Source organism: Fontisphaera persica, assembly GCF_024832785.1.
Lineage (GTDB): Bacteria > Verrucomicrobiota > Verrucomicrobiia > Limisphaerales > Fontisphaeraceae > Fontisphaera > Fontisphaera persica.
Map to the genome: position 1 here is coordinate 362405 of NZ_CP116615.1, position 19621 is coordinate 382025.

The window sequence follows — 19621 nt, forward strand, 5'->3', positions numbered from 1 at the left end:
TCGCGTTATTGCGATTAGAGACTTTGACAGGCAGCGGCGGCATCGGCAGGTGCCGCCGCCAGTTTTTGGGGGTGGAGGTTGCGGAAATGAAGGATGCGAAAATCCGGGGTTTCTTTGACCACTGCCGCCAGTTCAAACCGGTCTTCAAAGGGGGGAAAGAAGGCATCGCCCTCCACGTTCCGGAGCACTTGGGTGAGGTATAAATCCTCACAGAAAGGCAGGGCCAGCGTGTAAATTTGCGCGCCGCCGCAGATAAAAAACCGGCGGTTACCGGGCATCCGGGCCAGCTCTGCCAAATCTTGAATCACGGTGACACCCGGATGGGCAAATCCGCTGCGGCTGATGACCACGGTATCTCGTCCCGGCAAGGGACGGCCGATGGACTCAAACGTCTTGCGGCCCATCACGAGCACATGGCCCATGGTGACGGACTTGAACCATTGAAAGTCCTCGGGCAGATGCCAGGGCAGGTGTCCCTCGCGGCCGATGACGCGATTGGCGGCCATGGCCGCAATGGCCGTGAGCCGTGGACGGTTTTCAGTGGGCATCAATGCGCTCACCGCCGGCGAGTTTAGGGGCAGGCCCAGGCCGGGCCGAGGAAAACTTATTCACAACCTTTTTGGCTGGGCGTCAGGGCAGCTTGCCGCGGGTTTTGGTTTTGACGCGCAGCAAATCGTGATTGGCAGTGATGTAGAGCACGCTGCCGTCATTGCCCCAGGCGCAATTGGCGGTGGGCCGGTCAGTCTTGATGGTGCCTAAATGCTTGCCTTGGGGGGACAGGACCAGAACTCCACCCGGACCAGTGGCAAAAACGTTGCCTTTGATGTCCACCTTCAGTCCGTCGGGCAGGCCGGGCCGGCCCTTGCTGGCCAGTTCGGAGGCATCGAAAAAGATGCGGCGATTGCCCAAGGTGCCGTCTTTATTGATGGGAAAAGCGAAGATGGCGGGGTTGGAGCGGTCAGAATTGGCCACGTAGAGGGTTTTTTCATCCGGTGACAAGGCGATGCCGTTGGGGCGGCTTAATTTGTCGGAGAGCAAGGTGACCTCGCCCTGGGGCGAGACGCGGTAGATGCCCTGGAAGGGAATTTCTTTGCGCGGGTCCGCCATTTGGGCGGGCAAGCCGTAAGGGGGGTCGGTGAAATACAAATTGCCTTTGGAATCAAAGACGGCGTCATTCGGACTGTTAAAGCGCCGCCATTGGTAATATTGGGCCAGCGGAGTGAACGAGCCGTCTTTTTCCAGCCGGGAAACGCGGCGGTCGCCGTGCTGGCAAATGACGAGACGTCCCTGACGGTCGCGCGTCAGGCCATTGGACCCCATTTCTCCGCCGCGGGGGTCGGTGCCGGTGTAGCCGCTCGGCTCCAGAAACACGGAAATGCCGAGGCCTTCTTCCCATTTGTAGATGCGATTGGTGGGCACATCAGAAAAAAGCAGGTACTTGCCCATCCAAACAGGCCCTTCACTCCAGATGAAGCCGGAGGCCAGCGGCTCGAGGAAAGTATTGGTGGGGAGCAGGGCGTTGATGGCGGGGTCCAGACGCTCCACATGGTCGGCCACCGGCGGCGGTGTGGGCTTGGCGGGCTTGACGGGTTTGGCCGTTTTGACGGCCTCTTTTTTTACTGCCGGTTTGGTTTTGGCAGCGCTCGATTTGGCGGGGGCATTGGTGGCGGCGCCTGATTGCCCGAGGGCCAGCATCAGGGCGGCGAGACATCCGATGGCTTTGCGGTAATGGTTATACATGATGCAATGCGCTCAGGAGTGTGGCGGGGTGGGGCAGCGGCGGTCAAGTCCGAAGGTTGGGAGGACGGCTATAACCTGTGGGAAAACCGGACCGTGCCGGGCCGGAGGGTGGTCGGCTGGGTAACCGCAGCCGGAAAGGTGTGCGGGATGGGATTTTGTTTGAGAATCGGGGGCGGCGGGGGCATGGTGACGGCATGGCAGGTTTGTGGGAAAAGACAAGCTTGTGGCTGGCGCAAGGGCTGGGTGTGGGGCGATTGCCGTTCGCGCCGGGTACGTGGGGGGCAGCCCTGGGTGTGGTTTGGTGCATGGCGCTGCTGGCCGGGGGCAGCTTTTGGTTGTATCTGGCGGGCATTTTTTGCTCTTGCGCTGCATCAGTTTATTTATGTGGACGGGCGGAGGCCATGCTGGGGGAGAAAGACCCCGGCTCGGTGGTGTTGGATGAGATTATTGCTTTGCCCATTAGTTTCCTGCCCTTTGTGGCGGCGGCTTGGTGGCGCAACGGCGCGCTGCCGGGCCCGGGAAGTTTGTGCGAAAAAAACGGCCCCCTCATTGGGCTGACGGTTTTTGTGCTTTTTCGTCTGTTTGACATCCTCAAACCTTGGCCGGTCAAGCAGAGCCAGGCTCTGCCCGGGGGATGGGGCATTACGGCGGACGACGTGCTGGCGGCGATTTACACCGCCGCGGTGGCGTGGGTGGTATTGCGTTTGTTTCAGCGCCACACGCTGGGATCAAGGGCGGGTTGGCATTTGCTGCAGGTTGAGTCATTTTAGCGCCTGTGGCTTTGCTGGAATTGCAAGGTTTGCGCAAAAGTTTCCCCACGCCCGCCGGTGGTTTGCGGCGGGTGGTGGACGTGCCTGCCTTTAAGCTGGAGGCTGGCGAGCAGGTGGGGGTGTTTGGTCCCAGTGGTTCGGGCAAAACCACTCTTCTGCATTTAATCGCCGGCATCCTGCGCCCGGATGCCGGACGTATTCTGCTAAATGGCCGCGATTTGGTCCTGCTCCGGGAGCCGCAATTGGACCGGGTGCGGGCGCAGCAGATGGGTTTGATTTTTCAGTCCTTCAATCTACTTCAAGGTTTCACGGCGCTGGAGAATGTGGCGCTGGGCATGGCGTTTGGGCGAGGCGTGGATTGGGGGCGCGCCCGCCGGTTGTTGGAGCGGGTGGGGCTGGGTGAGCAGGGCGATTATTTGCCCGCGCAGCTTAGCACGGGCCAGCAGCAACGGGTGGCGGTGGCGCGGGCGCTGGCGCAGCGGCCCGCGCTGGTATTGGCGGATGAGCCGACCGCCAGTCTGGATGCCGCGCATGCGCAAGCCGCGTTGGGACTCATCCGGGAGCTGTGTCAGGAGGAGTCGGCCGCGTTGTTGTTGGTCAGTCACGATGCCGAAGTGCTGCGGGCTTTGCCGCGTGGCTTCGAGATGCCCGTGCCGAAACCACCGGAGGAGGTGAGGCCGTGATTCTACCCTTATTAATCCGCCGCAGTTTGCAACAGCACGCGGCATCGAGCGTGATTACGGCGTTCTCGGTGGCCCTGGCTGGCGGCTTGCTGCTGACAGTGTGGGGGACTCGCGACCAGGCGCGGCGGGCTTTTGCGGGGGCCACCACGGGGTTCGACGCGGTTCTGGGCGTGCGCGGCGCCAAGCTGCAACTGGTGCTCAACGCGGTGTTTCATCTGGAAGCCTCGCCCGGCAATTTGAAGTGGGAGGATTTTCAGGAGATTCGGGACCATCCGGCGGTGGAGCTGGCGGTGCCGCTGGCCTTGGGGGACAATTATCATGGCTACCGCATTGCCGGGACGACGCTGGACTATTTCCAGCGCGCCGAGCCTGTCCCGGGGCAGAAGTTTGCGTTGGAGCCGGGCGGGCGCTGGTTTGATCCTCTGCGGCGGGAGGCAGTGGTGGGAAGTTTTGCAGCACGGCGGTTGGGCCTGCGTGTGGGGGATAAGTTTCATCCCTATCACGGTCTGGCGTTTGATGCGGAGCATCAGCACGAGGAGGATTATCTGGTGGTGGGCGTGTTGAAGCCCTCCAATACTCCGGCGGACCGCGTGATATGGATTCCGCTGGCTGGCGTGCAGCACATGAGCGGGCATGACCCGGCGGCGGCGACGGACTTGAGCGCCGTGCTGGTCAAGCTCAAAGGGGGCAGTCCGCTGGCGGGCTTTCAACTGGACCAATATTACAACCGGCAGGGCGCACGGCTGACGTGGGCGTGGCCCATTGGGCGGGTGGTGGCGGAATTGTTTGACAAGCTGGCCTGGCTGGACCGGGTGTTGGCGGCGGTGGCGGGGTTGGTGGCCGTGGTGGCTGCGGCGGCCATCATGGCGAGTTTGTACAACGCCATGCACGCCCGGCGGCGGGACCTGGCCATTTTACGGGCCTTGGGAGCTCACCGGCGGACGGTATTTGCCGCCACGTGGGCGGAGGCGCTGTGCATTTCCGGGTTGGGAGTATTGGGGGCTTTTCCGGTTTATGTCTGTTGCATGGCGGGAGTGGCGGCGCTGGTGCGGGCCTCGACCGGGGTGGTGTTGGAGGTGTGGTCCTGGCATCCGGCCATGCTGTGGATGCCGCTGGGGATGGTTGTCTTGGGAGGGCTGGCGGGATTGGCGCCGGCGCTCAGGGCCTATCGCACGGAAGTGTCACGGCATCTGGCGCCAATTTCTTGAAGACGGGTTGCGTGAGGGGCATGTCTGGCGGCTGGGGTTTGACGGACAGATAGGCGGTGCTTGATTAAGGTTGTTGAATGTGGTTTATTAGTGATGTCAATTTAGCAAAACGATCATTTTTTTATTGAATACCGTCCTTGATACAGTAGGCTGACGCATCGGATTTAACCCAAGATGGGCGGGCTGGCGGGTCTTTGGCAGGGGCCGCGCCAGCAGCCCGGAAAAACGCAAATCTATGAAAAACAACGCAGTGTTTGGGATATGGAAAAAGGCAGGTCTGCTGTGCGCACTAGTCGCCAGCATGACCGTGGGACAAGCAGCGATTTCAATCCAGTTAGGCAATAACGGCCCATATAATTTCGATGCTGCACCCACTGCAGCGGATGGATGGACAACGGGTGCACAGGGGGCAACGGGTGGGGGAACTGCCGGGGCCAATATTTCCAACACTGACCAACTGGACACCCATGTTCAAACGCAAAGCGCTTCTTTGATTGTTAGCAACCTGCCGACCAGTGGCACTGTGAACCCGCCTTCCACCCATCAATGGTTCCGATATAATACCGCATTGCAAGCCATTCAGAGCCGGGTGACGGGTGTGGAGTATAATATGCTGCTGGCCACCTTACAAAACAACTCGGGCAGTCCCATCGGTCAGCTCACCATCAGCTACACCCAAACCAGCTATGCTACCGATGTGACGGAGCAGGTTCCTGCCCATCGGGTGTACTTCAGTTTGACCGGAGAGCCTGGGAGTTGGCAGGTAATACCGGGCTTGTCGAGTCAGCCGGATGGCAACCTCAGTGCCAGCATTGCCACTACTGGCTGGAGTCCGGGGGCCAACTTGTACATCCTGTGGGTGGATGATAACGCCAACCCTGGCACAGACCCGGCCTATACTATTGATAGTGTGAGCTTTAATGCAGTGGGCGCGAGCGGTCCTTTGCAGATTGTGAATCCGAATTTGCCGCAAAGCCTGGGTTTGCAGGAATACGACCGGGCCACGTTCCAGTTTGTCGTTTCGGGGCAGTCGCCGTCTTTCCAATGGTACAAAAACGGGCAGCCGATACCCGGGGCCAACAATGCCAATTTTACCATAAACTCGGTTACACCGGCCGATGCTGGACAATATTATTGCGTGGCCAGCAACCCGGTTCCGAGTGTGGTGACCAGCCGGGTGGCGGTGTTGAACGTGGCGCCGGATGAAATCAAACCGGCTGTGGCGACGGTCAGTGGGGTTGGGGCGGCGAAGGTGCGCGTGGTGTTCAGCGAGGCGGTGCGCGCTTCCACGGCAACCAACGCGGGCAACTACACGGTATTTCTGCCTAGTGGTGGCGGCAGCATCGCCGTGCAATCAGTGACCTTGTTGAACACCAACACGGTGGAACTGACCCTGGCCGCTCCGCGGCAATACGCGGTGGAATACTATTTGACGGTGCGCAATGTCCAGGATTTGGCGCAAACGCCCAACACGATTTTCACGCAGACGGAAACGATTCCGGCGGAATACAACATGCCCATTTTCCAGATGAACCATGTCTGGAAATACAACACCAACGGCACGGATTTGGGCACTGCCTGGCGCAATGTGGGGTACAACGACGCAGATTGGCCTTCCGGCCAAGGCATCCTTGGTTTTGAAGATTCGGCCGCAACCTTGGCGGCTTTTGCCGCAGCCGGGGAGTCCGTGCGCACAGACTTTGGCTCGCTCACCGGCCGCAGTATACCCACTTATTACTTCCGCACAACTTTCACCAATACCAACACCATTTCGGGTCTGGGACTGATGGTGGAAGGGTGGATTGATGATGGTGCGATTTTCTTCCTCAACGGGGTGGAGGTGGGCCGTTGGACCAGCCCGGGCACGTGGACGGACCCGGTGGTGTTCACCAGCCTGGTGAGTGCGGCCGCCAGCCCGGAGGGCACGGTCAAGACGGTGGTTTTGGATGCCACGCCATTGCGTTTTGGGGAAAACACCCTGGCAGTGGAGGTGCACCAAAACAGCCTGACCAGCTCCGACGTGGTTTTGGGTATTCGTTTGAACCAGGTGATTCCGGCGCCGCTGGCCATCACACAGCAGCCACAGGGCACCAACATTTTTGACGGCCAGACCTTAACCCTGACGGTGGGTTATTCCGGCTCTCTGCCTCGCTTCCAATGGTACCGCAATGGCGTGCCGGTGGCGGGAGCCAATTCGGCCACGTACTCAGTGGCTTCGGCGGTGACCAATGATTCGGGCAATTATTACGTGGTCATCACCAACGGCATCTCGGCGGTGACCAGTGCGACGGTGAACGTGACGGTGCGGGTGGATAACATTCCGCCGGCGGTGTATGGGGCCTTGATGCAAACCAATGGTTTCGACCAGAACTGGGGTGACGCCTGCGTGGTGCAAATCGCCTTCACCGAGCCGGTGAACACCAACGACGCGGTGAACCTTGCCAATTACTTCATCGTGCGGCAGGGCGATGCCACGAACGTCACCTTGCAAATCTTCCAGGCGACAATTGACGCCTCGGGGACAAACCTGACGTTGATTTGCGCTCCGAAACAGGAAACCAGCCTGGTTAACTACAGTCTGTACATTGGGAACATTCGCGACCGTGCGGCCGCCCAGAACGTGATGACGCGGACCAACCTGTTCATGTTCCAGCGTCATTATTTGGTTAAATCGCAGACCCAGGCTTGGCGGTATAATGCCTCGGGGCAGGATTTGGGCACGGCGTGGATTGCGCCGACCTTTAACGACTCGGCGTGGGACCAGGCCTACACGCCGTTTGTGGATGAATCATATCAAAATACCATCCCCAACGGGTGGGGTGCCCCGTCGGTGTACATCCCGGTGAGCAACACCATCACCTCCTACTATTACCGTACCACGTTCAACCTGCCAGTGGACCCGGCGGGCGTGCGGCTGCAGTTTGAAATCTGGGCGGATGATGGCTGCGTCATGTACCTGAACGGCACCGAACTGCGCAGTGATCAGGACAACGCCAACAACCCTGGTGGCCGTTACTACATGACCAATGGCACGGAGCAGGTCCGGGCGACGACGCTGGCGCAGAATCACGCGGCGGGCACGCCGTCGCAGCGCGCTCCGCTGTATCCGGTGAACCTGCGCAACGGGCAGAACACGCTGGCGGTTTCGGTGCATCAGAGTGCGAATGACATGGGTGGGACGACGCAAGACCATGCGTTTGCCATTCAGGTGATTGCCACCGTTCCGCCGTTGAACCAGGCGGTGCGGCCGTCGCTGGTGCAACAGCCGGCCAACATCACCACCAACCTGGGCGCCACGGTGACTTTCCGTCCGGTGGGCGACGGCACGCTGCCATTGACGGCGGTGTGGTATTTCAACACCAACACGCCGATTCGCACCAACGTGGTGGCTTCGGGCACGGCGATCACCAACATCCCGAATCTGATTGCCCTGACGTTGAACAACGTGACGGGCGCCAATGAGGGCACCTACACGCTGGTGTTGCAGAACTCGGCCGGGGTCGTGACCAGCACCGTGGCCACTTTGACGGTGCTGCGGCCGCCCACCTTCCTGGTGCAACCGACGAGCGTCAGCGCCGCGGTGGGCAGCAACGTCACCTTTACGGCACAGGCCGAAGGCACCCTGCCGTTGCGGTATCAATGGTACTTCAACGGGGTGAACCGGCTGGTGGGCGAGACCAATGCCACGCTGACGCTGCTCAACGTGCAGACGGAGCAGGCCGGCAACTACAGCGTGGTGGTGACCAACAGCGTGGGGGCGGTGACCAGCCAGGTAGCCACCCTCACGGTTATTGGCGGTCAAGCCACGCCGCCGAACATCCCGCGCGGCAGTTTGGTGTATCGCGGTCCGGGCAACAACTTCTCGTTACAGGTGCCGACGCAGGCGGGCTTTACGTATCGCCTGCAATGGAACCTCAATGTGGAGGATCGCAACGGCTGGCAAAACGTGCCGGGTGCCACGGTGAGTGGCGATGGCTCGGTGCGTACCTTGACGGATATCAATCCGGCCGGCCCGAGACGGTTCTATCGGATTGCGGTGGATTAACCTCCACTTGAAACTTGAAACACGCGAGGCTGGGGCGAGGGCTCCAGCCTCGCTCGTTTTTGGCATTGGCAAGGGTTGATGCTTTGCGGCACCATGGGACTACAGGTGGCGCCATGAGCAAGACCATGCGGCAAAAGACGAGAGGACGCCGGCGCAGCAAAAATAGCCAGGCGAATCCCAGCATCAGCGCAGAGGATTATCTGGAGCGGATGGCAGAACTGATTGAGGCCAAAGGTTTTGCCCGTGCAGTGGATTTGGCGGCCGCACTGGACATCAGCCAGCCTTCTGTGACGGCCATGGCGCAGCGGCTGGCACGCGAGGGTTATGTGGTGTACGAGAAATACCGGCGCCTGCAATTGACGGAGTCCGGGCAGGATTTAGCCGCGAAAATCCGCCGTCGTCATGCCACGCTGCAGTGTTTTTTATCTCTGTTGGGGGTGGACCAGCAAACTCAGGAGGACGATATCGAGGGTTGGGAGCACTGCCTGAGCGCGGACACCTTGGAGCGGCTGGGGAGGTTGACCGATTTTATTCGGGCGCGTCCCGCCTTGTTGGCGGAATTGCAGGCCAACATGACTCAACCGGCGGTGCCGCCAGCTACCACCACGTCTTGAAGCGCACGACGGGATTGGTATTGCTGTGGTACACCCGGAAGCGCCACTGCTTTTGCCGCTGGCGCAACTCTTCCCATTCCTGCCGTAGCGCCAGTTCTTCTTTTTGCAAGTTTGCCCTGCGTTTTTCCAAGTTTTCAACTTCGTTTCGGCGCTCTGGCGGCCAGGGTGGCGGGCCGAGTTTCTGGGCAGCCTCGCGGACGGCCCGGGCCTCGTCGGCGGCGCGTTTGCGGCGTTCTTCCAATTGGGCCTGGTCTATTTCCATTTTGGTCCAAATCCGGTCCACCTGCTCGTAGCGCGAATAGTGGTTGGGGTCCGGGAAGCCAATGTCCAACGGCAGGCGTCCGTAGGGCTTCCCGGTTTGCAGGTAGCCAAAGGTATCGAATTCCTGGCGGGGAACGGCGCCCGGAAGGCCACCCGTGCAATCCACATAGACCACGCCTTTGTCGGTGGTTTCAAACGCATTCAAAACATGGCCTTCGCCACGGGTAAAATCCACCATCACCACCCCGGCGCGCAGACCGGCGGCCTCGGCGGCATTGTGGAGGGCTTGGGCGAATTCCGTGCAAACGAATTTGCCGGGTTGAAAGGTGGCGTAGTTCACCGGGTTGGTGCGGAGAAAAAGCACCAGTTGGCGCAGGCTGACGTTGGTGGCGCCGGGATGATTGCGCAACTCCACAGGCTGCCCCGAGGAATTGCGCAAGGGAATGATGCGCACAATAAACTCGGTGTTGGTGGCGGCAGGTTCCGCCGTCGAAAATGGTGCGGAGATGAGGGGGGCCACCAAGTTGACCTTCCAGGTCATTATTGCCACCCAAGCAAGAAGTGGGAGGGCAATCGCCCGGGACGGGATGCAACGACACTGGCGGTGCAACTTCAACACGCGCAAAAGGTAACGCAAACAGGAGAACTTAACAACTTCGCGGCGCTTTCGCGGGCGCCTTACGGCCCATGCCGGGAGGGTATGCTCCATGGTTTGAGATGATGAGCATCAAACACCGCCAGGGGATTATTTGGGGGTGGTGGAGGCGGTGTTGGTGGCAGGGGATAAATTAAAAGTTTTTTGGAATTTTTCCGTGCGGCGGGCGTTGAGATTGGAAAGCACGAGAGCCTGGTCGGGGGTGAGTAGCGCTTCCACCTCGGCATTAAAGCGGCGGTGCAAGGCGCCGAAGCGTTTGAAGGTATCATTGCGCAGGGCCATGACTTCGGGCTGGTAGCGGTCGGCTATGGCTCTGACTTTTTCGGTCTGCTCCGGCGTAAGTTTGAGATGATGCTGCAAGTCACGGGTGGTGCGGCGATTCCAGCCTTCCATGCTCAGCCCGCGGACTACGGCTTTGCCGACGGCGGAGGCGGTCAGGACGCCGCCACAGACCAGCCCGGCCAGAAAGAGGCCTGCCATGAGCAGCAGGATTTTCCAGTATTTGAATGGATTGGGCAGTTTCATAGGTCGGCAACCACTTCCAGCCAGGGGGCGGAGCCGGACAAGGCGGTCCAAGTGTCGTCCCAAGGCAGGTAGCTCAGCACCAAGGCCGCCGTCATGACCAGGACGGCACTCAGAAGGACCCGCCGGCCCATCCAGGCCATGATTTCGACGGTGGCAGCTTCCTCGGCTTGTTCTGCCTGCCAACGATGGATGATGCGGTCCACCCGCCCCCAGGGAGGTTCCAGTGCGGGGTTGGGGGCTTGCCGGGCAGCCTGGGTTAATTGCCGCCAAAGTTTATCGGGGGACTTCATGGTGACTTTATTGCATCAATCTCGCCAGTTGCTTCCGTAGTTTGCGGCGCGCCCGGAAGGCGCGCACTTTAATCATAGCTTCTGACCAGCCGGTGAGTTGGCTGATTTCCGCGACGCTCCGCTCTTCCATGTCCAACCAGACCAGAATCAAGCGGTCTTCCGGCGCCAAAGTTTCCAACAGTTTTTCCACCAGGTCCCGTGCGGCCACCGCATGCGCCACGGGCGGCTCGTCGGTGTGCAGGGCGGTGGTCAGGGCTTGGGCTTCGTCTTCGCTGAGATCCGCCCACCGCACTTCAGGGCGGACGCGCAGGGCGCGCAGGGCATTGCGGCAGGTGTTCACCGCCACGCGAGCCACCCAGTGTTCCAACGGCATTTGCCCGCGGTATTGATGCAGGCGGTTGAAGACCTTGGCAAAGATTTCCTGGGCCAGGTCTTCTTCCTGCAACCGTGGGGACAGGTGCGCCCGGACAATTTTCATGACCAGCGGATGCAAAAACTCAACCAGTTGGCGCGCTGCCTGTTCATCACGCCTGCGGACGCCTGCCAGACAGGCCGCGACATCAAACCCTTGCGTGTGGTCCATAGCGGCGCGGCGACTGGCTCATGTCCGAATTAAGTGACACGGTAGGCGGCAGCATGGTTACGGCTGAGGCGCAAAAAATCAAGCGGGATGAGAAATTTGACAGGCAGACAGGGGACGGCTAAGTTAACTGGCAGTAAAACTTAGATATGTCTAAGTTTTGCTCGGCGCGGTTTAACCGAGGTTTATTTATGTGGATTTACATTGCGGGTTGCCTGGGAATCGGCCTGCTCGCGGCAGCAATGCTGGTGGTCTGGCCGCGGGCTGGGTTGCTGGCGCGCTGGAAGGCGGCTCGTTTGTTTGCCCGGCGCTGCCAGCGGGAGGATGCCCTGAAACATTTGCTGCATCAGGAGGCCAACGGGCGTCCGGTGAGCCTGGAGAGCCTGGCGGGGGCAGTGCAATTGAAAACCGACGCAGCGGCGGATTTGATGGAGGATTTGGAGGCGCGCGGGTTGACGCGGTTGGAGGACGGGCATTTTCAACTCACCCCCCCGGGGCGCGAGCTGGCTGCACACGTGGTGCGGGCGCATCGGTTGTGGGAGAGTTACCTGGCGGACCAAACCGGGGTGGGGGAGCGCGAATGGCATGCGCAGGCGGAGCAGCAGGAGCATTTGTTGACCCCGGAAGAAACCGAAGCCTTGGCGGCGCGCTTGGGGCATCCGCGGTTGGACCCGCACGGTGACGTTATTCCCGAGTCTGGCGAGCCATTGCCGGCCGATGTCAGCCAGTCCCTCAATACCGCGCCCCTTAACACACCCCTGGTAATCACCCATTTGGAGGATGAGCCGGTGAAGGTGTACGACCAGCTTGCGGCGATGGGGCTGGGGCCGGGGGTCAATGTTTCAATCACCGAACGTCTGCCGCATCAGGTGAAAATCTGTGCCCAGGGTGTGCAGCATGTTCTGGCGCCGTTGCAGGCGCAGAACGTGGGGGTGGAGGTGGCTGCGGAGGTGGTACGGCCGCCGCAGGCCGAGCGGTTTCTTTCATCCCTGGACCTGGGACAAAAGGCAGTGGTGTTGGGCCTTTCGCCTGCCTGCCGGGGGCCGGAGCGGCGGCGGCTGCTGGATTTGGGATTTGTGCCGGGCACGGAGGTCAGGGTGGCCATGAAAAGTCCCCTGGGGGATCCGGTGGCATATGAAGTGCGCGGCACCACCGTGGCGTTGCGGCAGGACCAGGCACGGTACATCCGCATCGCCGAACCCGTTGCTTTGGCGGCATGAAAACCCCGGTGCCCACAGCTTCTGCGTCTCCCGGCCCCTGCGCGGATTGCACGGTGTACCGTGCCGCGCGGCTGAAAAAATTGGGGTTGCGGGTGGACCGATGGGATTACGTGGTGGCCCTGGCCGGCAATCCCAACACCGGCAAAAGCACGGTGTTTAACGCCTTGACTGGCCTGCGGCAGCACACGGGCAACTGGCCGGGCAAGACGGTGGCCCGGGCGGAAGGGGGATTTGAGTATGGCGGCAAACGCTTCAAGCTGGTGGATTTACCGGGCACCTATAGTTTGCTTTCCACCAGCGTGGATGAAGAAATTGCGCGTAATTTTCTCCTTTTCGGCCAGCCCGAGGTGACGGTGGTGGTGGCCGATGCCACGCGGTTGGAGCGCAATTTGAATTTAACTCTTCAGGTGCTGGAAATCACACCACGGGTGGTGTTGTGCCTGAACTTGATGGATGAAGCCCGGCGCTATGGTTTGGAGGTGGATGCGCGGCAACTGGCACGCGACTTGGGCATCCCGGTGGTGCCAGCGGCGGCGCGGCAGGGAGAAGGGTTGCCAGAACTGCTGGAAACGATTCATGGGGTGGCGACGGGCCAGATACTTTGCCGGCCCCAACGGGTGGCGCAGGAGCCGCCGGCCTTGCGAGAGGCGTTGCAGGATTTGGTGGGGCGGTTGAGGCGGCTTTATCCCCGTTTACCCAACCATCGGTGGGTGGCCATGCGGTTGCTGGCAGGGGATGACCGCATTTTACAGGCGGTGCAGAGCGGGGAAATTGCCCAACTGGCGGAAGCGGCGGCCAACGGAGGCGAGGTGGGATTGACGCGTCCAGAGCCGGTGAAAGCTTGATGAACACCAGCAGCATCCATGGTCCCGAAGTGGCGGCGCTGTTGCGCGCCGCGCAGGACCATCGTGCCCGGGTGGGGGGAGACCCGCACGAGCTCATAGTGGAAACTCTGTATCAACATGCGGCCTGGGTGGCGGGCCGGGCGGTCCAACGGAGGGCAGACGCGGCGGCCAAGGCGACATTGGAGCAAAAAATAGACCGTATTGTCACCAGTCGGCGGTGGGGTTTCCCTTTGATGTTATTGATGTTGACGGGGGTGTTTTGGCTGACCATCAGCGGAGCCAATGTGCCGAGCGGATTGCTCTCCGCCTGGTTGGTGGATGCAGGTCATCCCTGGCTGCGGCAGGTCTTCACGGGACTGGGGGCGCCCTGGTGGTTGACGGGATTGGTGGTGGATGGCATGTACTTGGCCACCGCGTGGGTCATCAGTGTGATGCTGCCGCCCATGGCCATCTTTTTTCCGCTGTTCACGTTGTTGGAGGATTTTGGGTACCTGCCGCGGGTGGCTTTTAATCTCGACCGGTTGTTCCGAAGCGCGGGGGCGCATGGCAAACAGGCCATGAGCATGATGATGGGGTTTGGGTGTAATGCCGCGGGAGTGATTGCGACGCGCATCATAGACAGTCCCCGGGAGCGGCTGCTGGCAATTTTGACAAATAATTTTTCGCTCTGCAACGGGCGCTGGCCCACGCAGATTTTAATGGCCACGATTTTTGTGGGGGCGCTGGCGCCGCCGGCCATGCGGGGTTTGGTGGCGGCCCTGGCGGTAAGCACGGTGGCGGTGTTGGGCATTGGGTTAAGCCTGGTGGTTTCGTGGGCGCTTTCGCGGTCGTTATTGCGGGGGGAGGTCTCCACCTTCAGCCTGGAACTGCCGCCGTATCGGCCGCCGCGGATTTTACGGACGCTTTACACCTCGCTGATAGACCGGACGGCCTTTGTTTTATGGCGGGCGGTGGTGTTTGCGTTGCCGGCCGGGGCGGTGATTTGGCTTAGTGCCAACCTTAAAATCGGCGAGGTGAGCCTGGTGGAATACCTGATACACGCGCTGGACCCGGTGGGCTTGCTCATGGGCTTGAATGGTGTGATTTTGGTGGCCTATATCATCGCCATTCCGGCCAATGAAATCATCATCCCCACGATTTTAATGCTGACGGTGCTGGTAACGGGCGAAGTCAGCGCGGGGCAGGGGGCGGGGGTGATGTTTGAGCCGGGGTCGGAGCACGCGGTGAAAGAGTTGCTGGTGAAGGGGGGATGGACGGCTTTAACCGGCATCAATTTGATGCTGTTCAGCCTGCTGCACAATCCGTGCAGCACCACCATTTACACGATTTACAAGGAAACGGGCAGCGTGCGGTGGACGGCCGTGGCCACGCTGCTGCCGCTGGCTTTGGGATTTGGGGTCACCTTCCTGGTGGCCACGTTGTGGCGGATGTGGGCAGGGTAGGGCACGGCAACCACTCCATGGCTGGTAATGGGCCATTTATGGGCGGCGCTTGAGCATTTTGGGCGAGTTCAAGGTGATTATGCGGGGGTCTTGCATGAGTTCCCGCCCGTTGAGGTTGCCGACAACATTGTAGAATCCTTCATCGCTCCAGAAATTAAATCCGGCCAGTTCCGGATATTTAGTTTCCAATTGTTTGAGCACGTCCAGGCAGTCGCGGGGGGGTTCGTTTTTTCCGCGGATGCCCAACTCGGCCCACCAGATGACTTTGCCGGCCTTTCTCTTTTTTTCGACGGCCCAATCGTATTCGTCAAAGACCAGGCCGCGGCCGTAGGCGGATTTGCCCAGGATGTCCACGTAGGCATCGCCGGGGTAATATTCCTGAAGCGCGCCGTTGCGTTGGGTGGTGTGGTAAGCCCAGAGCACGTTGTTCACGCCTTTGGCGGTCAGGTAATCATGAATGAGGCGGTATAATTGAATGGCCCTGGCTGGGCCTTCTTTGGCGTGCCATTTATTGCGGTCATCGGATTCCACCAAGGGCGTGTAAATTACGGTGATGCCCTGTTTTTTCAGCCAGAGCAAGTTGGCCGCCATGCGGTCCATTTGCCGGTAAAAATGAGTTTTAACGGGGTTGGTGCCGGCTGCGAAAATGGGCGCAATTTGCACCGGCTCATTCCAGCGTCCGCCGCAGGGATTGGCCCAAAACGTATAAACACCCACCAGGAGGCCGCGGTCCCACATTTGTTTCACGCCTTCATTCCATTGGGCATCGGTAAAAGGATTGTCATCCAGGTCATACGTGAGACATCCGAAAGCGGGCAGAATGCCGGTGTGTTGCTGCACTTTTTTGAGCCAGTTGGAGGGGTGTTCCATATTGGGATTTTCACCGTGCACCCAGGTGCCCATCTGGCCAAAGAGATAGGAGCCATGGCCAAGCCCTTTGAAGTATTGCAGGATTTGCTGGCGGTTTTGGGCCTGGGAAGGAAGAACCATTACCAGCAGCATGAAACAGGCGAATACTGGCAGAACACGGCCGGTGGCGGGGGTGAAACGGCGCCTGGTTTTTTGGGGATGAAACTGCATTTGGGTGATGGGCATGGCCTTCTAATAGCCGCATGGCCTGATGAGGACAAGCCTGTGGCTGATTCAATTTACCACATTCTGCGGTTGGCCATTAAGGAAGGCGCGGAGATTGTCCACGGAGACGCGCAAAAGCCGCTCGCGGGCGGCGCGAGTGGCCCAGGCGTGGTGCGGGGTGATGATGCAGCGTGGCGCCTGGAGCAGGGGATGGTCCGGGGGCGGGGGTTCCTGGCTCAGCACGTCCACGGCGGCACCCGCGATGCGCCCCTCGTGCAGGGCTTTGGCCAGGTCAGCCTCCACAATCAAGGCGCCTCGGGCGGTGTTGATGAGATAGGCGGAAGGTTTCATCCAGGCCAGGCGCTCGGCATTAAGAAGCCCGCGGGTTTCGGCGGTCAGGGGACAGTGGAGGGAGACGACGTCGCTGGTGCAGAGCAGGGATTCCAGGTCCACGATTTGCACCTGGTCAAAAGTTTCGCTGCCGCGGGCCGCGTTTTTACGGCAAGCCAGAACGCGCATGCCCAGCGCGAGGGCGACTTGTGCCACCGAGCGGGCAATGCGGCCAAACCCCACCAGACCCAGCGTCAATCCCCGCAGTTCCACCAGGGGGTACAGCCAGTAGGAGAAATCGGGTGAACGGCACCAATCGCCCGCCTGGACGCTGCGGGCGTGCGCGCCGACGTGGTTGGTCAGTTCCAGAAGCAGGGCGAAGACCGCTTGGGTGACGGCGGGAGTGCTGTAATCGGGAACGTTGCAAACGGTGATGCCCTGGCGGCGCGCGGCCGCCACGTCCACAACATCATAGCCGGTGGCCAGCACGCCAATGTAACGAGCACGGGGCAGGGCGGCGAGGGTCTCCGCCCGCAGGGGTGTTTTGTTGGTGAAAAGAATCTCGGCGTTCTGAGCGCGTTCGAGGATTAAGGGCGGCGGCGTGCGGTCAAAGACTTGCAGCTCGCCCAAGGCCTCCAGCCCGGCCCAGGACAAGTCTCCGGGGTTGGCGGCGAAACCATCCAGCACGACAATTTTCACGGCGGCGAAGCGGGGCTTGAAAAAGGGGGATTATTTTTTGGGACGGAAACCCGGCGGCAGGGCGGGGCCTTTGGGTTCTTCCGGTTGGGGAGCGGGCTCTTCTGGCGCAGGTTCTGCGGGAGTTTCGGGCGTGGGTTGCGGTTCCGGCCAGCCGAGTTTTTCGCGGGCCTTTTTAGCCGCCGCCGTCTGGCTGTACTCGGTGGCGATGCGCTCGAGCAGGGCAGTGGCTTTGGCGGGCTGATTCAACTTGTGATAAAGATTGCAGAGGTGGATGGCGCGGAGTCCCCAGCGTTCCGGGTGAATGGGTTTCTTCAAAACTTCCTCGTATTCCAAGGCCGCGGCCAGGTAGTTGCCCAGGTTGGTTTCATAGATTTCTGCGATGCGGAGGGCGACATGGATTTCGCGGGGATGTTTTTCCAGGTAGGCACGGAAGAGGCGGATGGCTTCGAGGTAATCACCCTGCCGCCAGACGGCTTCGGCCTGCTCGTATTCCTGGTCCTTCTGGCCTTCGCCGTCATCATTGTACATGAAGTCCACGGCGCGGTCGGCAAAGAAGCGGCTGAAATCGCGGGCCACCAACAGGGCCAGGGCCACGATGGAGAAGAAGCAGAGGGCGCCGTTGGTGCCCATGCTTTCGCGAGCCGTGGCCGCGGCCAGTCCGAAGAGCACGGCACTGGCAATCAAGCCCCCATACGCCACAATGCGCAACCAACCATGCATGATACGGCCTTCCTCTTTATGCAAAATCCGGCGGTGATGCCAGCCTTTTCACGGACCGCCCCGCCTGGCGCGCCCGGGCGGTTCAGGCGGTGGTTTCCACGGCCTGCCGGAGGGCGCGTTTGAAAACTTCCAGACCATCACCGAAAGCCGCCGAAATCGTCAAGACCGGCACCCGCCGCACCTGCCGCTTAAATTGTTTCAGGAGGCCGGCGGCCGCGGGTTCGTCCATTTTGTTGGCCACCACCAGGCGGGTGCGTTCCAGAAGGGAGGGGTCGAATAATTCGAGTTCCACCAGCAGCGTGTGGTAATCCTCCCAAGGGAGGCGGCCGTCGGTGCCGGCCATGTCCAGCAGCAGGACCAGCACTTTGCAGCGCTGGAGGTGCCGCAGAAAAGCGTGCCCCAAGCCCACGTTGCGATGCGCGCCGGCGATGAGGCCCGGCACGTCGCAAACGGTTAACCGGTGGAAATCCTCGTACTCCACAATGCCCACCTGGGGGGTCAGGGTGGTGAAGGGGTACGGTGCAATTTTGGGACGGGCCTTGGAGATGGCGGAGAGCAGGGTGGACTTGCCGGCATTGGGATAACCCACCAGTCCCACATCGGCCATGATGCGCAACTCCAGTAAAAATTCGCCTTCTTCGCCCGGCTCACCAGGTTGGGCAAACCGGGGGGTCTGCCGGGTGGAGGTGGCAAAGGCGCGATTGCCCAGGCCGCCCCGGCCGCCGCGGCACAGGACAAAGCGCTGGCCGTGTTGGGTGAGGTCGGCGATAAGCTCGCCTTTCTGGGGGTCGCTGGTTTGGGGTTCGGGTGATTCCTCTTCGGCGGCCAGGTCAATTTCCAGGGCGGCTTCCCCACGAGAGACACGGATAACTGGGCGATGTTGCAGCGAGCTGGCAAGAATGGGCTTGTCCGTGGGAGGCGTTAATTCGGGTTCTTTTGCGGGCTGGTCGGGGCGGGGCAGCCGCCAGACGAGGGTGCCGCAGGGGACTTTGACAATCAGGTCTTTGCCGGAGGCACCGTCCATGCCCTTGCCCATGCCATGCTGGCCGTTTTGGGCGATGAGGCGGGGCTGATAATATTGGGCGATGAGGTTGTTCAGATCATGGTCGGCCTCGAGAATGACCGAGCCGCCGCGCCCGCCGTTGCCGCCGCTGGGGCCGCCTTTGGGGCGGTAGGCTTCGCGGTGAAAGGCCACACAACCGCGCCCGCCGTGGCCACCGCGCGCGTAAACCTTGATTTCGTCAATAAACATGCCGGCCAAAGAAAAAGGCGAGGCGGTTGCCTCGCCTTGGCTCATGTGGGTAAAAACTAGTTGGCGCCGGCGGTGGCGGCTTCTGCCACCGGTTCCACATTGACGCGGCGGCTGTTTTTGTCGAATTTGACGCGGCCGTCCACCAGCGCGTAAAGGGTCCAATCGCGGCCGATGCCCACGTTCTGGCCGGCGATGAACTTGGTGCCGCGCTGCCGGACGAGGATGCTGCCGGCGGAGACCAGCTCGCCGCCGAAGCGTTTGACACCGAGCCGTTTGCTGACGCTGTCGCGTCCATTGCGAACGCTGCCTTGACCTTTCTTGTGTGCCATAGACGAAGGGGGTTAAAGAGTTAAACGTTGATGGCGTTAATCTTGACCACGGTCAGGGCCTGGCGGTGACCAATGGTTTTGTGGTAGCCCTTGCGCCGTTTCATTTTGAAAGTGAGCTTTTTCTCCCCGCGCTTGTGGGCCACCACCTCGGCGCTGACACTGGCGTTGGCGACGGTGGGGTTGCCCACTTTGACGGCGCCATCTTGATTGACCAGCAACACGCGATCAAAGACAAAGGGCTGCCCCGCGGGCACGGGCAGTTTTTCCACTTCCAGAGTGTCTCCCGGGGCCACGCGATATTGCTTGCTTCCGGTTTCTAATACAGCGTACATAAATTAA

20 protein-coding genes are annotated in these 19621 nt (G+C 60.7%); 8 read left to right on the plus strand and 12 right to left on the minus strand.

Translation table 11 applies throughout. From position 1 onward, the window contains the following. Window positions 1-14: 14 nt before the first annotated feature. Both NXS98_RS01495 and NXS98_RS01500 read right to left on the minus strand, forming a co-directional pair. Complete coding sequence (locus tag NXS98_RS01495) at window positions 15-560, minus strand: dihydrofolate reductase (protein ID WP_283846692.1); 546 nt, start codon at window positions 558-560, stop codon at window positions 15-17. 70 nt (window positions 561-630) lie between these two features. Beyond that, the gene (locus tag NXS98_RS01500) at window positions 631-1740 is read right to left on the minus strand and encodes an SMP-30/gluconolactonase/LRE family protein (RefSeq protein ID WP_283846693.1); all 1110 of its coding nucleotides are present in this window, start codon (window positions 1738-1740) and stop codon (window positions 631-633) included. Window positions 1741-1817: 77 nt separating this feature from the next. On the opposite strand from NXS98_RS01500, the gene NXS98_RS01505 reads away from it, so the two are divergent. From NXS98_RS01505 to NXS98_RS01525, 5 genes are all read left to right on the plus strand, one after another. Next, window positions 1818-2510, plus strand: coding sequence for a phosphatidylglycerophosphatase A family protein (locus NXS98_RS01505; RefSeq protein ID WP_283846694.1), 693 nt, complete (start codon window positions 1818-1820; stop codon window positions 2508-2510). Between the two features lie 5 nt (window positions 2511-2515). Continuing rightward, window positions 2516-3193 (plus strand): ABC transporter ATP-binding protein, encoded by a 678-nt coding sequence (locus tag NXS98_RS01510; RefSeq protein WP_283846695.1) that lies wholly within the window; start codon window positions 2516-2518, stop codon window positions 3191-3193. After that, complete coding sequence (locus NXS98_RS01515) at window positions 3190-4401, plus strand: ABC transporter permease (protein ID WP_283846696.1); 1212 nt, start codon at window positions 3190-3192, stop codon at window positions 4399-4401. Before NXS98_RS01510 ends, NXS98_RS01515 begins: the two co-directional genes overlap by 4 nt. Window positions 4402-5011: 610 nt before the next feature. After that, complete coding sequence (locus NXS98_RS01520; RefSeq protein WP_283846697.1) at window positions 5012-8446, plus strand: immunoglobulin domain-containing protein; 3435 nt, start codon at window positions 5012-5014, stop codon at window positions 8444-8446. A gap of 113 nt (window positions 8447-8559) precedes the next feature. Further along, window positions 8560-9060, plus strand: coding sequence for a metal-dependent transcriptional regulator (locus NXS98_RS01525; RefSeq protein WP_283846698.1), 501 nt, complete (start codon window positions 8560-8562; stop codon window positions 9058-9060). Here NXS98_RS01525 and NXS98_RS01530 read toward each other — a convergent pair. The 4 genes from NXS98_RS01530 to NXS98_RS01545 form a co-directional block, all read right to left on the minus strand. Continuing rightward, window positions 9044-9862 carry a cell division protein ZapB gene (locus NXS98_RS01530; RefSeq protein WP_283846699.1) on the minus strand — a complete coding sequence of 273 codons (819 nt, stop codon included), beginning with the start codon at window positions 9860-9862 and terminating at the stop codon, window positions 9044-9046. The two genes, NXS98_RS01525 and NXS98_RS01530, sit on opposite strands and share 17 nt — an antisense overlap. A 204-nt stretch (window positions 9863-10066) precedes the next feature. After that, window positions 10067-10501, minus strand: coding sequence for a hypothetical protein (locus NXS98_RS01535; protein WP_283846700.1), 435 nt, complete (start codon window positions 10499-10501; stop codon window positions 10067-10069). Further along, complete coding sequence (locus NXS98_RS01540) at window positions 10498-10791, minus strand: hypothetical protein (protein WP_283846701.1); 294 nt, start codon at window positions 10789-10791, stop codon at window positions 10498-10500. Before NXS98_RS01540 ends, NXS98_RS01535 begins: the two co-directional genes overlap by 4 nt. Window positions 10792-10798: 7 nt before the next feature. Further along, window positions 10799-11374: an RNA polymerase sigma factor gene (locus NXS98_RS01545; protein ID WP_283846702.1), complete on the minus strand. Its 576-nt coding sequence runs from the start codon at window positions 11372-11374 to the stop codon at window positions 10799-10801. Window positions 11375-11562: 188 nt separating this feature from the next. Here NXS98_RS01545 and NXS98_RS01550 point away from each other — a divergent pair, with 188 nt between their 5' ends. From NXS98_RS01550 to NXS98_RS17875, 3 genes are read left to right on the plus strand one after another with little or no spacing between them, the layout of a single operon-like run. After that, on the plus strand, window positions 11563-12591 hold the full coding sequence (locus tag NXS98_RS01550; RefSeq protein WP_283846703.1) for a metal-dependent transcriptional regulator: 1029 nt from the start codon (window positions 11563-11565) through the stop codon (window positions 12589-12591). Beyond that, window positions 12588-13436: a FeoB small GTPase domain-containing protein gene (locus NXS98_RS17870; protein WP_425499921.1), complete on the plus strand. Its 849-nt coding sequence runs from the start codon at window positions 12588-12590 to the stop codon at window positions 13434-13436. The genes NXS98_RS01550 and NXS98_RS17870 overlap by 4 nt, the downstream gene beginning before the upstream one ends. Beyond that, the gene (locus tag NXS98_RS17875; protein ID WP_425499922.1) at window positions 13436-14878 is read left to right on the plus strand and encodes a nucleoside recognition domain-containing protein; all 1443 of its coding nucleotides are present in this window, start codon (window positions 13436-13438) and stop codon (window positions 14876-14878) included. The genes NXS98_RS17870 and NXS98_RS17875 overlap by 1 nt, the downstream gene beginning before the upstream one ends. A 36-nt stretch (window positions 14879-14914) precedes the next feature. Here the strand turns inward: NXS98_RS17875 and NXS98_RS01560 are convergent, their stop codons facing one another. The 6 genes from NXS98_RS01560 to rplU form a co-directional block, all read right to left on the minus strand. After that, a complete protein-coding gene (locus NXS98_RS01560) occupies window positions 14915-15973 on the minus strand; it encodes a glycoside hydrolase family 26 protein (RefSeq protein WP_283846704.1) in 1059 nt (352 codons plus the stop codon). A gap of 48 nt (window positions 15974-16021) precedes the next feature. Further along, window positions 16022-16981, minus strand: a complete 960-nt coding sequence (locus tag NXS98_RS01565) for a D-2-hydroxyacid dehydrogenase (RefSeq protein ID WP_283846705.1) — start codon at window positions 16979-16981, stop codon at window positions 16022-16024. A 30-nt stretch (window positions 16982-17011) separates the two neighbouring features. Beyond that, entirely contained in the window at window positions 17012-17701 is a 690-nt protein-coding gene (locus tag NXS98_RS01570) for a tol-pal system YbgF family protein (protein WP_283846706.1), read from the minus strand. An 82-nt stretch (window positions 17702-17783) separates the two neighbouring features. Then, window positions 17784-18953, minus strand: coding sequence for an Obg family GTPase (locus tag NXS98_RS01575; RefSeq protein ID WP_283846707.1), 1170 nt, complete (start codon window positions 18951-18953; stop codon window positions 17784-17786). Between the two features lie 56 nt (window positions 18954-19009). Continuing rightward, window positions 19010-19282: a 50S ribosomal protein L27 gene (rpmA, locus tag NXS98_RS01580; RefSeq protein ID WP_283846708.1), complete on the minus strand. Its 273-nt coding sequence runs from the start codon at window positions 19280-19282 to the stop codon at window positions 19010-19012. Between the two features lie 20 nt (window positions 19283-19302). Then, window positions 19303-19614: a 50S ribosomal protein L21 gene (gene rplU / locus NXS98_RS01585; protein ID WP_283846709.1), complete on the minus strand. Its 312-nt coding sequence runs from the start codon at window positions 19612-19614 to the stop codon at window positions 19303-19305. Between the last annotated feature and the right edge of the window lie 7 nt (window positions 19615-19621).

Bases quoted from the DNA above. Each gene is read 5' to 3' on its own strand.
- NXS98_RS01530 (WP_283846699.1), bottom strand. From the start codon at position 9,862: ATGACCTGGAAGGTCAACTTGGTGGCCCCCCTCATCTCCGCACCATTT.
- NXS98_RS01575 (WP_283846707.1), bottom strand. From the start codon at position 18,953: ATGTTTATTGACGAAATCAAGGTTTACGCGCGCGGTGGCCACGGCGGG.
- NXS98_RS01500 (WP_283846693.1), bottom strand. From the start codon at position 1,740: ATGTATAACCATTACCGCAAAGCCATCGGATGTCTCGCCGCCCTGATG.
- NXS98_RS17875 (WP_425499922.1), top strand. From the start codon at position 13,436: ATGAACACCAGCAGCATCCATGGTCCCGAAGTGGCGGCGCTGTTGCGC.
- NXS98_RS01525 (WP_283846698.1), top strand. From the start codon at position 8,560: ATGAGCAAGACCATGCGGCAAAAGACGAGAGGACGCCGGCGCAGCAAA.
- NXS98_RS17870 (WP_425499921.1), top strand. From the start codon at position 12,588: ATGAAAACCCCGGTGCCCACAGCTTCTGCGTCTCCCGGCCCCTGCGCG.
- NXS98_RS01550 (WP_283846703.1), top strand. From the start codon at position 11,563: ATGTGGATTTACATTGCGGGTTGCCTGGGAATCGGCCTGCTCGCGGCA.
- NXS98_RS01535 (WP_283846700.1), bottom strand. From the start codon at position 10,501: ATGAAACTGCCCAATCCATTCAAATACTGGAAAATCCTGCTGCTCATG.
- rpmA (WP_283846708.1), bottom strand. From the start codon at position 19,282: ATGGCACACAAGAAAGGTCAAGGCAGCGTTCGCAATGGACGCGACAGC.
- NXS98_RS01570 (WP_283846706.1), bottom strand. From the start codon at position 17,701: ATGCATGGTTGGTTGCGCATTGTGGCGTATGGGGGCTTGATTGCCAGT.
- NXS98_RS01540 (WP_283846701.1), bottom strand. From the start codon at position 10,791: ATGAAGTCCCCCGATAAACTTTGGCGGCAATTAACCCAGGCTGCCCGG.
- NXS98_RS01545 (WP_283846702.1), bottom strand. From the start codon at position 11,374: ATGGACCACACGCAAGGGTTTGATGTCGCGGCCTGTCTGGCAGGCGTC.
- rplU (WP_283846709.1), bottom strand. From the start codon at position 19,614: ATGTACGCTGTATTAGAAACCGGAAGCAAGCAATATCGCGTGGCCCCG.
- NXS98_RS01520 (WP_283846697.1), top strand. From the start codon at position 5,012: ATGCTGCTGGCCACCTTACAAAACAACTCGGGCAGTCCCATCGGTCAG.
- NXS98_RS01560 (WP_283846704.1), bottom strand. From the start codon at position 15,973: ATGCCCATCACCCAAATGCAGTTTCATCCCCAAAAAACCAGGCGCCGT.